The 13,314-nt window shown below is 54.4% G+C and carries 12 protein-coding genes and 1 pseudogene; 4 read left to right on the plus strand and 9 right to left on the minus strand.

Annotated features, from left to right (window positions below; genetic code table 11):
* Nucleotides 1-206 precede the first annotated feature (206 nt).
* Together AC0TNG_RS18350 and AC0TNG_RS18355 are read right to left on the minus strand one after the other, a co-directional pair.
* Nucleotides 207-284: pseudogene (locus AC0TNG_RS18350) on the minus strand (recombinase family protein); the annotation flags it as partial.
* 17 nt (nucleotides 285-301) lie between these two features.
* Entirely contained in the window at nucleotides 302-628 is a 327-nt protein-coding gene (locus tag AC0TNG_RS18355; protein WP_417927406.1) for a Silver-binding protein, read from the minus strand.
* Between the two features lie 301 nt (nucleotides 629-929).
* Between AC0TNG_RS18355 and AC0TNG_RS18360 the strand changes: the two genes are divergently transcribed.
* Nucleotides 930-1,391: a hypothetical protein gene (locus AC0TNG_RS18360; RefSeq protein ID WP_417927407.1), complete on the plus strand. Its 462-nt coding sequence runs from the start codon at nucleotides 930-932 to the stop codon at nucleotides 1,389-1,391.
* Nucleotides 1,392-1,434: 43 nt separating this feature from the next.
* On the opposite strand, the gene silA is transcribed toward AC0TNG_RS18360, so the two are convergent.
* Genes silA through AC0TNG_RS18380 form a run of 4 tightly spaced genes read right to left on the minus strand, consistent with a single transcriptional unit; the run spans nucleotide 1,435 to nucleotide 7,603 of the window.
* A complete protein-coding gene (gene silA / locus AC0TNG_RS18365; protein ID WP_417927704.1) occupies nucleotides 1,435-4,575 on the minus strand; it encodes a Cu(+)/Ag(+) efflux RND transporter permease subunit SilA in 3,141 nt (1,046 codons plus the stop codon).
* Nucleotides 4,576-4,585: 10 nt separating this feature from the next.
* Complete coding sequence (locus AC0TNG_RS18370) at nucleotides 4,586-5,836, minus strand: efflux RND transporter periplasmic adaptor subunit (protein ID WP_473712902.1); 1,251 nt, start codon at nucleotides 5,834-5,836, stop codon at nucleotides 4,586-4,588.
* Nucleotides 5,837-5,847: 11 nt separating this feature from the next.
* Nucleotides 5,848-6,189 (minus strand): cation efflux system protein CusF, encoded by a 342-nt coding sequence (gene cusF / locus AC0TNG_RS18375; RefSeq protein WP_024908525.1) that lies wholly within the window; start codon nucleotides 6,187-6,189, stop codon nucleotides 5,848-5,850.
* Between the two features lie 28 nt (nucleotides 6,190-6,217).
* Entirely contained in the window at nucleotides 6,218-7,603 is a 1,386-nt protein-coding gene (locus tag AC0TNG_RS18380) for an efflux transporter outer membrane subunit (protein ID WP_267216454.1), read from the minus strand.
* Nucleotides 7,604-7,765: 162 nt separating this feature from the next.
* Here AC0TNG_RS18380 and AC0TNG_RS18385 point away from each other — a divergent pair, with 162 nt between their 5' ends.
* Together AC0TNG_RS18385 and AC0TNG_RS18390 are read left to right on the plus strand one after the other, a co-directional pair.
* Complete coding sequence (locus tag AC0TNG_RS18385; RefSeq protein WP_024908527.1) at nucleotides 7,766-8,449, plus strand: copper/silver response regulator transcription factor; 684 nt, start codon at nucleotides 7,766-7,768, stop codon at nucleotides 8,447-8,449.
* Nucleotides 8,439-9,893, plus strand: coding sequence for a Cu(+)/Ag(+) sensor histidine kinase (locus AC0TNG_RS18390; protein WP_267216453.1), 1,455 nt, complete (start codon nucleotides 8,439-8,441; stop codon nucleotides 9,891-9,893). The genes AC0TNG_RS18385 and AC0TNG_RS18390 overlap by 11 nt, the downstream gene beginning before the upstream one ends.
* Nucleotides 9,894-9,896: 3 nt before the next feature.
* On the opposite strand, the gene AC0TNG_RS18395 is transcribed toward AC0TNG_RS18390, so the two are convergent.
* Nucleotides 9,897-10,802, minus strand: coding sequence for a LysR family transcriptional regulator (locus AC0TNG_RS18395; protein WP_473702493.1), 906 nt, complete (start codon nucleotides 10,800-10,802; stop codon nucleotides 9,897-9,899).
* A gap of 117 nt (nucleotides 10,803-10,919) precedes the next feature.
* On the opposite strand from AC0TNG_RS18395, the gene AC0TNG_RS18400 reads away from it, so the two are divergent.
* A complete protein-coding gene (locus AC0TNG_RS18400) occupies nucleotides 10,920-12,335 on the plus strand; it encodes an MFS transporter (RefSeq protein ID WP_473702494.1) in 1,416 nt (471 codons plus the stop codon).
* Nucleotides 12,336-12,384: 49 nt separating this feature from the next.
* Here the strand turns inward: AC0TNG_RS18400 and AC0TNG_RS18405 are convergent, their stop codons facing one another.
* Together AC0TNG_RS18405 and AC0TNG_RS18410 are read right to left on the minus strand one after the other, a co-directional pair.
* The gene (locus AC0TNG_RS18405; RefSeq protein WP_048958227.1) at nucleotides 12,385-12,819 is read right to left on the minus strand and encodes a hypothetical protein; all 435 of its coding nucleotides are present in this window, start codon (nucleotides 12,817-12,819) and stop codon (nucleotides 12,385-12,387) included.
* Nucleotides 12,797-13,189 carry a polymorphic toxin type 44 domain-containing protein gene (locus tag AC0TNG_RS18410; RefSeq protein WP_333041857.1) on the minus strand — a complete coding sequence of 131 codons (393 nt, stop codon included), beginning with the start codon at nucleotides 13,187-13,189 and terminating at the stop codon, nucleotides 12,797-12,799. The genes AC0TNG_RS18405 and AC0TNG_RS18410 overlap by 23 nt, the downstream gene beginning before the upstream one ends.
* Nucleotides 13,190-13,314 lie beyond the last annotated feature (125 nt).

A 13,314-nucleotide genomic window follows, 5' to 3' on the forward strand; every position in this document is an offset into this window, starting at 1 on the left:
GTGATTAATTATTATCAGAATAAACACCCCCTCCCCCAGAAAAAGGCAAAGAAAAATCGCTTTTGTTTTAAATTAACAATTAAGCAATTGTTAATGGTTAGTTTATTTATTAATCAAAGCTTAATTGTATAAATATTTTAAATTTTGATTTGTAGGCCTTTTTTCGGCTGAAATAAAAAACCCGCAAAGTTACCTGCGGGTTTTCAAATTGCCGTGCCGCCCATTTTCGCGACCACATGCAGACGATACACTTCAGCAGGATCGATGGAGGGTTTACGGCCTCGAGAGGCTTCGCAGCGGATTAATTCTCTGTCATCTGGCGACGATGTTGTTGCGCCTGCTGCTGATGGCTGACCGAAGACTGGCCGTTATTCGCCGTCTCGTGTGCAATCGCCGCTTTCTCGTGTTCATTCATCGCGGAAAACGACGTCGCTGCTTCGTTAGTACCGCATGGACGGGTTTTGATCATCTCCTTATGCATTTCCGCCATGCCCTGGCTCGAATCCGATGTGTTGCTTTGCATCATGTCATGGGGCAGTGCTGCCTGTTTGTTGCTGTTTGTCTCTGCCGCCCAGCTGGATGCAGAAACCGCCAGGAGGGCAATAACAGATAAAAGGGTCTTTTTCATAACGGTATCTCCGAAGTTAAAGCGCCCAACAGTTGGAGGCCTTCTTTATAATGAATTATAAAAACCGGCTACTGTTTATCGCATGACTGGCGAGTGACATTTCTGTCACTCTATGAGCTTATTCCCTACCCTATTCCGGCACTCAAGGAATGAGAGATACAAAACGTTGATTATTCAAATAATTAGAAATTTATCCCGTCGCCTGCAACACTGTAACGAGGTGGCTACCAGCATAAGCAATGCCTCCCCTACACAGCTGCAACAGCTAAAGACTCAGTTGGCTGAAGAAATGGGCAAACCTGTGGGTTTACACACCATGGGTATTCCGGCGGCAATCAGTACTCTCGGGGTGATTGTCAGTTTCGCTATTCCTCAGCTGTGGCTGGGGTATGGCGTACTCGCCGAACTCGACCAGCCAGCGGGACACGTATTCGTCTGGGTTGTCCTGATCGCCCTTCTGTTCGCTGGCCTTAACGGCGTGACAATGTTTATGATTGGCAAAGGCAGCATGCGCGCCGTGCGGTTACACCTTACGCTGGCGGTGATAAGCCTGGTATTAACGGCAGCCTATCTGCTGGTCGCGCTGAGCGGTAGCGCTGCTCCGGGCGTCAGTCTGACCGCGGCGCTAGTGAGTTCCGTCATGCTACTGCTTAGCGGCAGCTGTATCCTTTCCACTGCCTTCTATAAGATGCTGCTGTTTACTCTGCATAATCGTGCCTGGCGCAAGCTTCTCAGCCAGACGCGTGCTAAAACAGCGCGCTAAGCGTTCATCCCATAAAAAAAACCGCCATCACTGGCGGTTTTTTTTATGGCTTTTTATGCCTGCGCAACCAAATTAACTTATACGCCGCAGGAATAATAAACAGCGATAGTAGCGGAGCCGTGATCATGCCGCCAATCATGGGCGCCGCTATCCGGCTCATGACTTCTGACCCGGCACCGGTACCCCACAGAATGGGCAGCAGACCGGCAATAATCACCGCGACGGTCATCGCCTTTGGCCGCACGCGCAGCACCGCGCCATGATAAAGAGCGTCATCTAGCCCCTGTTCGGTGAACGTTTCCCGATGGGATAACGCCGGGTGTGCTTCAATGGCATGACGCAAATACATCAGCATGACCACCCCAAATTCTGCCGCTACCCCGGCCAGAGCGATAAAACCGGTGCCGGTTGCCACAGACATATGGAAGCCCTGCCAGTAGAGGAACCATATTCCTCCGACCAGGGCGAACGGCAAGCTCATCAGGATCAGCAACGCTTCATCCAGGCGACGGAACGCCAGATACAGCAGAATGAAGATGATCATCACCGTCATCGGCACCATCAGCTTCAGTTTCTTGTTGGCGTGTTCGAGCAGTTCAAACTGTCCGGAGAATGAGACGCTGGTACCCGGTCTCAGCTTTACGTTCTGACTGATAGCCATTTTAATGTCGTTCACCACCGACACCATATCCCTGCCGCGGGCATCGATATAAATCCAGCTCGCAGGTCGGGCATTCTCCGTTTTTAGCATCGTGGGGCCGGAAACCACGTTGATATCCGCAACATCACCCAGCGTGATCTGCTGTTTCATCGGCGTGAGGAGAGGCATCTGCTTCAACGCGCTCGGGCTGTTCCGGTAATCCTGAGGATAGCGAATATTAATCGGGTATCGGGCGACGCCTTCCACCGTTTCACCCACCGTCGCCCCGCCGATGGCCAAGGAGACAAAGAGCTGCACATCACCCACCGTCATCCCGTAGCGGGAGGCTTTTTCCCGGTTGATATCGACATCAATGTAGCGCCCGCCCTCCAGACGTTCAGCCAGGGCAGACACCACGCCCGGCACCGTTTTGGCTACCGCCTCAATGCTCTGCGCCGTGGCGTCAATATCCGACAGAACGGTACCTGACACTTTGATACCGATGGGGCTTTTGATCCCGGTCGAAAGCATGTCTATCCGGTTACGAATGGGCGGAACCCAGAGGTTCGCCAGGCCAGGCAAACGAACGGTCTTGTCTAGCTCGTCAACGATCTTGTCAATCGTCATGCCGGGCCGCCACTGATCCTCAGGCTTGAGCTGAATGGTGGTTTCCACCATTTCGAGCGGCGCGGAATCCGTTGCCGTTTCGGCCTTGCCGGTTTTGCCAAACACCGAGGCCACTTCAGGCACGGTTTTGATGAGTTTGTCCGTGGTCTGTAACAGCGCGGCAGCTTCAGCCGGAGAGACGCCCGGCAATGTTGACGGCATATACAGCAGGTCACCTTCATTTATCTTTGGCAAGAACTCGCCGCCCACCTGGCTCAGGGGCCAGATCACCGTGAAGATGGATAAGGCCGCAGCCAGCAGCGTTGTTTTAGGCCAGTGGAGCACACGAATCAGTAGAGGATGATAGGCTTTAATCAGTAGCCTGTTCAATGGGTTACTGGTCTCTGCGGGGATTTTACCCCGGATCCAGAATCCCATCAGGATGGGGATAACAATGATGGCCAGCGCGGCCGCGCCCGCCATGGCGTACGTTTTCGTGAAGGCCAGCGGACCAAACAGCCGCCCTTCCTGACCCTCAAGGGTAAAGATAGGAATGAAGGACAAGGTGATGATCAGCAGGCTGATAAACAGCGCGGGGCCAACCTCGACAGAGGCGTTGGTGATCACCTTCCAGCGCGTGGCGTTATCAATCTGCTCTCCCGGATGCTGGTGATCCCACTCTTCCAGCCGTTTGTGCGCGTTTTCAATCATCACGATAGCGGCATCCACCATCGCGCCGACCGCAATGGCAATACCTCCCAGCGACATGATATTGGCGTTCAGTCCCTGGAAATGCATGACGATAAAGGCAATACACAGGCCAAGCGGCAGAGAGATAATTGCCACCAGCGCCGAGCGAACGTGCCAGAGGAACAGGGCGCAGACGATGGCCACCACGATAAACTCTTCGAGCAGCTTGGAACTCAGGTTGTCGATTGCCCGATCGATGAGCTGGCTGCGATCGTAGGTAGTCACAATCTCAACCCCTTCCGGCAGGCTGGCCTTCAGCGTCTCCAGCTTATCTTTCACCGCCGTAATGACCTCGCGCGCGTTTTTACCCGAACGCAGGATCACCACGCCGCCCGCCACTTCACCCTGCCCGTTAAGCTCGGCAATACCGCGCCGCATTTCCGGCCCCGTTTGTACGCGGGCAACATCACGAAGGTAAATCGGTACCCCGTTCTCGCCGGTTTTCAGAACGATGTTATTGAAATCGTCCATCGTCTGCAGATAGCCGCTGGCCCGGACCATATACTCCGCTTCCGCCATTTCAACTGACGATCCCCCTGCCTCCTGGTTAGACGACTCAAGGGCCTGCTTAACCTCCGGCAGACTAATGCCGTACTGAGCCAGTTTTAACGGATTGACCTGGATCTGATACTGCTTCACCACGCCGCCGACGGAGGCCACTTCAGCCACGTTCGGGATCGTTTTCAGTTCAAATTTCAGGAACCAGTCCTGCAACGAGCGTAACTCGGCGAGATCGTGTTTTCCGCTGCGATCCACCAGCGCATACTCAAATATCCAGCCCACGCCCGTGGCATCAGGGCCTATTTCTGAGCTCACACCGGCAGGCAGTTTGCCCTGAACCTGGTTCAGATACTCCAGCACGCGCGAACGGGCCCAGTACAAATCGGTACCATCTTCAAAAATGACATAGACATACGAATCACCAAACTGCGAAAAACCGCGCACGGTCTTTGCGCCGGGAACCGACAGCATGGTGGTGGTGAGTGGATAGGTGACCTGGTTTTCAACAATCTGCGGAGCCTGGCCGGGATAGCTGGTTTTGATAATCACCTGAACGTCAGACAGATCGGGCAAGGCATCGACCGGGGTGTTGATGATGGTCCATGTCCCCCAGACGCTGAGGAAGAGTGCCCCCATCATGACCAGGAAACGGTTGGCGACTGACCGCCGGATAATCCATTCAATCATCATCGTCTCCTTAATGGCCAGAATGCGCGCCGTCAGCCGTTTCAGCGTGACGCATGCGCTCCAGCGCGCCGGTAATATTGGCCTCCGAGTCAATCAGGAACAGACCGCTGACCACTACCGACTCTCCCTCTTCCAGTCCGCTACCAATGCCGGACTGCTGCTGAGCTTCATGCAGAACGTGGATCCTTTTCGGCACAAAATTCCCGTCCGCATCAACGGTAATAACGCGCTGTTCTTTGCCGGTATCGATTACGGCCTGGGAGGGGATCAGCAGCATTTCCTGACTTTGGGTATTTAGCTTCAGGTAGGCATTCATGCCCGGTTTCAGCAGTTCATCCTTGTTAGAGACCTGCAGACGCACCTGCAGCGTACGGGTGGTTTGATCCACGCTCGGCAGAAGACTCCACTTTTCAACCGGGAAGGATTTATCCGGATAAGCCGGTATGGAAACAGCAAACTGCGAGGTATCTTTCAGCAGATAAGCGATGGATTCAGGTACTGCCGCGCCGATCCAGACCGGATCCATTCCCTGAATTTGCGCCACCACCTTATCTTTGGAAATATTCATCCCGGTACGCAGGTCAAAGGCCGTGATCACCCCGTCGATAGGCGCCTTGATGGTAAACCGGGTCTGGATCGTTCGGGTCGCACGCAGCCTCTGAATATCGTCATCCGGCATTCCGGCCAGGCGAAGACGCTCCAGCACACCTTTTATTTGCGTTGGCGTTCCACCGGTGCCGGATAGCAGCAGAAACTCGCTCTGCGCTTCGACCCAGTCCGGAATGGTAATATCAATCAGCGGCGTGCCTTTCTTCACCTTATCGCCCGTCGTCAGCGGATACACTTTCTCCACGAACCCTTCCGCACGCGCCTGCACAATGACAAACTGATAGTCGTTATAGCTGACGTTGGCCGGGATCGTCTGGGCATAATTCAGCGTTCCGCGCGTCACCTTTTGCGTTTTTAATCCCAGGTTCTGAACCTGTGTCGGGTCGATACGTATTCCGGTGCTGCTTTTATCGTCATTTTCGTCCGCATATTTCGGCACCAGATCCATATCCATAAACGGCGATTTACCGGGCTTATCGAATTTAACGTCGGGCTTCATCGGGTCATACCAGAAAAGCACCTTTCTTTCAGAGACGCTGTTTTCTGTTTTTTCAGACGAATGAAAAGCCTGCCATGCCGTTACCGATATCAGCCCTCCCGCAATCAGGCTGCTGACTATCATGGCAGCATATTTTATTTTTAATGAGGCCATGCCGTATCTCGCTATTTAATGCTCTTCAGTAAAGAGATATTGCCCTGCTGAACAAACGAAAAATCAACGTGACTGCCGACCTTTAAGGCGTTGATACTCTCATCGGCCTGAATAAAGGTGAAACGCATGGTCATCGCGGGCCAGCCAATCGCCGGGATGGCCTCATGAGAAATCGTGACTTTTTTATTTGTGAGATCAATGTCCTTCACGATACCGGTCCCGGTGATGAGCTGCTCTGAGCTCCCTTCGCTGGCAGCACTCATTCCCTCGTGCTGATGAACTTCAGCCTGGAGGCCAGCAGAAAACACAATAGAGATCGCACCGAATACAACAGCCTTAAGTGAATTGCGCATGTTTATTTTCCTGTTTAATTAAATAACGTTATTCGACCCAACCGCCGCCAAGCGCGGTGAAAAGATTAATTTCATTAACCTGCCGGGCATAAATAAGGTCGAGAATATTTTGCTGCGTGGAGAAAAGAGAACGTTCCGCATCAAGCACTTCGATATAGCTGACCGCCCCGCTGGAATATAACCCTCTGGCCCGCTGCAGGGTGATGCGTAGCGAATCAAGATACCGCTGTTGCGCAGCAAGCTGCTGGTTAATGCTGTCCCGCAGCGCGAGCGCGTCGGCAACCTGTTTGAAGGCGGACTGAATTTTTTGTTCGTAATTAACAACCGACTGCTGCTGACGAATTTCAGCCAGCTTCAGGTTGGCCTTATTCCTGCCCGCATTGAAAATGGGAATTTCGATTTTAGGAATAAAATTCCACATCCCGCTCCCTGACGTGAACAGGCTGGATAATTCCGTACTACCTGTGGAAAGCCCGCTGGTTAGTGATATGGACGGGAAAAAGGCGGCACGCGCGGCGCCGATATTCGCATCGGCCGCTTTAAGCTGGTACTCCGCCTCCATAATATCCGGGCGCTGTAACAGTATCGCTGAGGAAAGATGGGGAGGCAGTTTTACCGGCGCGACATCGCCGGCATTCATGCCGCTGTCGCCCGGGAGCGCGCGATACGTGCCGAGGACCAGCTGCAGGGCATTATTGGCCTGCGCCAGCTCTCCCTCTCGTTTGGCAATATCTGCCTGCGTGCTTTCGATCTGTCCCCGGGCCTGCTCCAGCGCCAGGACGTTCGTACTGCCCGTCACCAGCTGCTGCTCAACGAACGCATAAGACTGCTGGTAATTTGTCAGCGTTTCCCGCGCAATACGCAGCTGTTTATACGCCAGCTGCTGGTTGAAATAGCTTTGAGAAACGTTAGAGACGAGCAGGATATGCACCGCGCGCCGGGCCTCTTCGCTGGCGAAATAGTTTTGTCGGTCAGCCTCGCTCATGTTCCTCAGCTTGCCGAAGAAGTCGAGTTCATAGCTAAGCGCAAGGCCCGCGTCGTACTGCTGCGTGGTGGGTTTGTCACTTTTAAGCCCGCCGCTGTACGTGATACCCGAAGAGGCATTCAGCTGAGGATAACGGTCTGCATCCGTCACGTTGAACTGCGCCCGCGCCTCTTCAACCTTCAGGGCGGCCATTTTTACATCGCGATTGTTATTCAGGGCTTCCGTAATCAGCCCCGCTACCTGCGGGTCGGCAAAAAAGGTGCGCCAGCCGGTGTCCTGATAACCCGCCACCGCGGGCGTCAGGCCGTTGCGCGAGAGTGAAAATTGCTGAGGTACCGGTGACGCCGGGCGCTGATAGTCGGGAGCCAGCGAGACGCAGCCTGCCAGGATAAATACCGTACTGATGCTAAGTCGTTTTATCAGGAACATAACGGTTCAAATGAAGTCCAGAGTATTTTTAGGGCTACTCTACGGAACACATCCTGTTTGACGGGTGACAGGATAATGACAATGTTGTCATTTTTAACGTAAGTCATTGTGAACGGTCGCGGGCGCCATAGAATGTCATCAGCAGCCATTCTGGGGAGCACGATGAAAATACTGATCGTCGAAGACGAAATGAAAACCGGTGAGTACCTGTGTAAGGGGCTGACTGAAGCCGGATTTGTTGTGGACCACGCGGATAATGGCCTGAACGGCTACCATCTCGCCATGACCGCTGAATACGATCTGCTGATTCTGGATATCATGCTGCCCGATGTGAACGGCTGGGACATTGTCCGTATGCTCCGCTCTGCCGGCAAAGGGATGCCCATTCTGTTACTTACGGCTCTCGGTACGATTGAACATCGGGTTAAAGGGCTGGAGCTGGGCGCGGATGATTATCTGATTAAGCCTTTCGCCTTTGCCGAGCTGCTCGCCAGGGTAAGGACGCTGTTAAGACGCGGAAATACGGTGATCGCGGAAAGCCAGCTTCAGGTGGCTGACCTGACGGTTGACCTCGTGTCGAGAAAGGTCAGCCGGGCCGGAAGTCGCATCCTGTTAACCAGCAAAGAGTTCAGCCTGCTGGAGTTTTTCATGCGCCATCAGGGGGAAGTGCTTCCCCGCTCCCTGATTGCCTCCCAGGTGTGGGACATGAATTTTGACAGCGACACAAACGCGATTGACGTGGCGGTAAAGCGGCTGCGCGCGAAAATCGATAACGATTTTGAACCGAAGCTGATCCAGACGGTGCGCGGCGTGGGCTATATGCTGGAGGTGCCGGATGCACGTTAAGCTTCCCCGGCGCCCCTTTTCTCTTGCCCTGCGGCTGACCTTTCTTATCAGTCTCTCCACTATACTGGCCTTTTTCGCCTTTACCTGGTTTATGCTCCATTCCGTTGAAAAGCATTTCGCCGAGCAGGATATCAGCGATCTGCAGCAAATCAGCACTGCGATGCACCGCATACTGCAATCACCGGCCGATCCCGATCAAAAGAAAATCAGCAAGATTAAAGAGTCGATCGCCAGCTACCGCAACGTGGCCGTCCTGCTTCTGGATCCGCAGGGCAATACCCTGTTCAGCTCGGCGCAAGGGGCGGCTTTGCGCCCGGCAATGAACACGGCGAACTTTAGCGAACACCGTCGCGCACAGGATGTGTTTCTCTGGACGGTAGAAGACCCGGCCAACCCCATGCACGCCGGGTCCGACATGAAAATGGAAACCTACCGGATTATCGCCTCTTCAGGCACGGCGACGCTGCAGGGAAAAACCCAGGACTACGTCATGCTGATTGGGCTCTCCATTAATTTTCATCTCCACTATCTTGAAGCGCTGAAAAAGAATCTCCTGGCGATTGCAGCGGTTATCAGCCTGCTGATTATCCTTGTCATTCGCATCGCGGTGCGCCAGGGACATTTGCCTCTGCGTAACGTCAGCAACGTCATAAAAAACATCACCTCTGAAAATCTGGATGCACGACTGGAGCCGTCCCGCGTACCCGTTGAGCTGGAGCAGCTGGTCATCTCCTTCAACCAGATGATCGAAAAGATTGAAGATGTCTTTACCCGTCAGGCTAACTTTTCCGCCGACATCGCGCACGAAATCAGAACCCCCATCACCAACCTGGTGACGCAAACGGAAATCGCGCTGAGTCAGAACCGCACTCCGAAGGAGCTGGAGGATGTGTTGTACTCCAGCCTGGAAGAGTACAACCGGATGACCCGCATGGTCAGCGACATGCTTTTCCTGGCGCAGGCGGATAACAATCAGCTCATCCCTGACCGGGTGATGTTTGATTTAAGCGCCGAGGTCATGAAAGTGTTTGATTTCTTCGAAGCCTGGGCGGAAGAACGTCACATCGCGCTGAAGTTTAACGGGATGCCCTGCCTGATAGAAGGCGATCCGCAGATGTTCAGAAGGGCCATAAATAATCTGTTATCCAACGCCCTGCGCTATACGCCAGCGGGCAAAACGGTGACGGTCACACTGCGAAAACAGGATAACGACGTTGAGCTGGTGACAGAAAACCCCGGCACGCCGATCCCGCCGGCGCATCTGCCGAAGCTGTTTGACCGTTTTTATCGCGTCGATCCGTCCAGGCAGCGTAAAGGCGAAGGCAGCGGAATTGGGCTTGCTATCGTGAAGTCCATTGTTACCGCACATCAGGGAAAAGTCCGCGTGGAATCGGATGCGGTGTCGACGCGCTTCATCCTCACCGTGCCGGGGAAAGTGCTCTGAGCGTCAGCAAACAGCACGGCACACCTCAAGGACCTTTTCCCTGAGCCACCGGTGCGCCGGGTCCCTCTCCATGCGCGGATGCCACATCTGTGAAACCGTTATGGTCCGGGTCTTAAAGGGCAGTTCAAAGACGTGCACGCGCTCGGTCATCGCCTGATTGAGCAGGTATAACGCCGGCACCATGGCAATCAGATCGGAGGCCAGCGCCACGGATAACGCCGTCGGAAAGCCGGGCACCACGCTGGCGACCTTGCGCTTCATCCCGCGATCCGCCAGCGCCTCATCGACAAACCCGTGCAGCGATCCGTCCGGTGAGGCTACCACATGGCCCCAGGAAACATAGTCACTCAGGCTGACCTCCGGCTGCTCTGACAGCGGATGCCCCTTACGCACCGCGCCAACAAACCGATCCTGAAAGAGCCTTTGCAGCCGTATTTCAGGCCCCATGTTACCCTGCACGCCGATCTCCAGATCGACAAGTCCCTCACGCAAGTAGCGCGACGTTTTTTCCGGTTTCGGTGAGAAGCGGATGCACACCCCGGGCGCGACGCTCGCCACCGCAGCAATGAGCAGAGGCCCAAACGCCACCACAAAACCGTCGTTGGCCCGGATGGTGAACAGCCGTTCGAGGCTTTCCACCTTCAGCGCGTCGGTGGAGGGTTGCAGCACCGCCCTCGCCTCGTGCACGGCGCTTCTGGCGCGGTCCCGGGTAGCTTCGGCCCAGGGCGTCAGCACCATGTGACGACCAGCCCGCACCAGGATCGGATCGCCGGTCACCTCCCGCAGCCGGCTCAGGGTGCGGCTCATGGCGGAGGTGCTCAGGCTCAAACGTCGCGCCGCGCCCGCCACGCTGGCTTCTGCCAGCAAAACGTCGAGCGCAACCAGAAGGTTAAAATCAGGATCGGACACGATAGCTCCTCAGATATGGCGTCATGTGCAATGATTAAGTGCAAATGCTGCGTCTTCCGCCCTGTATACCGCATGATTATAGTTTCGTCATCACGATTCTTATTCGGAGTAACGACGATGACGCTCTTTTCAAACCAGCCCGGCGATGAAGGTTTACCCGGACATGAACGTGCCAGGGTGATGGCCGCCGTTATGACCACCACGCTGATGGGCGTTTTTGACGGTACCATGATCAACATCGCGCTCCCCTCCATGGCAAGAGCGATGCAGGTCCCCGCGAACGTTGCGGTCTGGTTCGCCAACGGTTATCTGCTGTCAGCGGCGATGACGTTGGCCATCTTCGCGGCGCTGGCAGCCCGCGTGGGCTATCGCCCGGTCTTTCTGAGCGGGCTTGCCACCTTTACGCTCACCTCGCTCGGCTGCGCGATGGCAACAACGCCGGAAATGTTAACCGGGATGCGAATTCTGCAGGGCATCGGCGGCGCGGCGACCCTGAGTATTGCTCCGGCTATCCTGCGCTCCGTTTTTCCGGGCCGGTTGCTGGGCCGCATTCTGGGGCTGCACGCCCTGCTTATCGCCTCCAGCACGGCGATCGCCCCGGTGCTCGGCGGAACAATACTGGACGCCCTGAGCTGGCAGTGGCTGTTCGCCATTAACCTTATTCCAGGCAGCATCGCCCTGCTGCTGGCATGGCGGGCCTTGCCGCGGGAATCGGCCGCTGACCGCACTCCCTTTGATGCGCCGGGCGCCGTGCTCTCCGCCGTGCTGTTAGGTTCAGCGATCATGCTGGCCGACAGCCTTCAGCACGTGACGCAACACATTAACCAGGAGGCCGTCTGCTGGGGCGTTCTCGCGCTGGTCGGCGCCTTAGCCTTTACCTGGCGGATTCGGCATGCACAACATCCGCTACTGCCGCCGGTGATGTTCAGAAACGGGCGCTTCACCCTCGCCGCGCTGACCTCGCTGGCGTCGTTTGTGAGCCAGGGGATCACGTTTGTCGCGCTGCCGTTCCTGTTTCAGAGCGTGTATGGCTACAGCCCGGTGGTGTCGGCGCTGCTGTTCACCCCGTGGCCGATTGGCATCGTGCTGATCGCGCCGCACGCGGGTCGCTGGGCGGATACGATCTCCGCGCCACTGATCTCGACCCTCGGGCTGGTGATTTTTGTGGGTGGGTTGGTCCTGCTGGCCACGTTGCCGGAGAATCCTTCCGTGTGGAATATCTGCCTGCGCAGTCTGGTATGCGGTATTGGATTTGGCTGCTTCCAGAGCCCCAATAACCGGGAAATGCTCTCTAACGTCGCGCGGGAATATGCCAGCTATGCCTCCGGCGTGTTGTCGATTGTGAGGACATTCGGCCAGTGTCTCGGCGCCGCCGTGGTGGGGGTGCTGCTGGCTGTCACTACAGGGTCAGATCATCAAACGCTTGATGACCGGGCCGTGCATCTGGCGCTGTGGATTGCGGTGATTGCCTCAACGGGATCGGTCTTATTTAGCCTGAGCAGGCTGCGCCCTGCGGTTCGGGCATCAGCGTAAACTATTGCAGCGCCGAGAGGCGCTGCTCGTTTTTACGCATATATGTTAATTAATCTCTTATTCCATTGGCTATGAGGTTAATTACAGGCATGATCGCTACACCATCTGCATAGAACAGATCAGAATTAGTGAATGAATAAACCTTGCCGGTGATTTTTACATTTACCGTGTTCCCATAAGCTGAAGCAGTAACATTACTTGTATTGGCTTCAAGGAATGGTGATCGATCTTCAAGGGCTTTCATAATGTTCCCGCTGTTGTCTTTATCTAAATAGAAGCGGTAAACATCCGACACCGTAGCGCCTCCATCATCATACTTAGTTATGTACAGTGTGACGGAATCAGAGAGTTTCTGTTTGCTGACAAAACTATCGTGAGAAGGTGCGTTAAAATAGTATTGATATGTCAGAAACCCACAAACAACGAGCAATAGAATCGTTGTGAGTAAGCAATGAAGCCGTTTAATAACCGTATTTCTTTGCATATTCTATACCTTGCCTTATCCAAAACTGATCGTGAGGATCATCCCCATAAGGCGGTTTTTGATACCAGTACCCCCATTTCTTTTTGGAGGTTTTAGCTCTTTCCTGCGCCCATCCAGCACCCATCAATAGCGTTTCTGATGGTATCCCGGCAGCATAGCCAGCCGAACCATAATTGAAGTTCCCAAAATTTGCTAACTCCGGGTGTCCTTGCTTGTAATCCCACGGCCCCTTATTTCTTACTTTTTGATAAAACCAAAGATAGGTCGTAGGGATAGCCATGTTTCTACTCATACCATGCGCTCTTGCAATCCTCATGTTTGCCAACACAAGTGCGATTCCTTCTTTAGGCAACAAAGGTATAACAGCCATATTAACCATCCATCCACTGTGGGTATTGGGTATGTGGCCGCGTATCGTACACTTTTGTGATGGTAAAAAAGATATCTGTTTCCAGAGAAATGACGGGAAAATATCCGACTAAGGTATTAATCGCA

Source organism: Enterobacter sp. PL_is514 (assembly GCF_055816715.1).

Bases quoted from the DNA above. Each gene is read 5' to 3' on its own strand.
- AC0TNG_RS18355 (WP_417927406.1), bottom strand. From the start codon at position 628: ATGAAAAAGACCCTTTTATCTGTTATTGCCCTCCTGGCGGTTTCTGCA.
- silA (WP_417927704.1), bottom strand. From the start codon at position 4,575: ATGATTGAATGGATTATCCGGCGGTCAGTCGCCAACCGTTTCCTGGTC.
- AC0TNG_RS18370 (WP_473712902.1), bottom strand. From the start codon at position 5,836: ATGGCCTCATTAAAAATAAAATATGCTGCCATGATAGTCAGCAGCCTG.
- cusF (WP_024908525.1), bottom strand. From the start codon at position 6,189: ATGCGCAATTCACTTAAGGCTGTTGTATTCGGTGCGATCTCTATTGTG.
- AC0TNG_RS18380 (WP_267216454.1), bottom strand. From the start codon at position 7,603: ATGTTCCTGATAAAACGACTTAGCATCAGTACGGTATTTATCCTGGCA.
- AC0TNG_RS18385 (WP_024908527.1), top strand. From the start codon at position 7,766: ATGAAAATACTGATCGTCGAAGACGAAATGAAAACCGGTGAGTACCTG.
- AC0TNG_RS18390 (WP_267216453.1), top strand. From the start codon at position 8,439: ATGCACGTTAAGCTTCCCCGGCGCCCCTTTTCTCTTGCCCTGCGGCTG.
- AC0TNG_RS18400 (WP_473702494.1), top strand. From the start codon at position 10,920: ATGACGCTCTTTTCAAACCAGCCCGGCGATGAAGGTTTACCCGGACAT.
- AC0TNG_RS18405 (WP_048958227.1), bottom strand. From the start codon at position 12,819: ATGCAAAGAAATACGGTTATTAAACGGCTTCATTGCTTACTCACAACG.
- AC0TNG_RS18410 (WP_333041857.1), bottom strand. From the start codon at position 13,189: ATGGCTGTTATACCTTTGTTGCCTAAAGAAGGAATCGCACTTGTGTTG.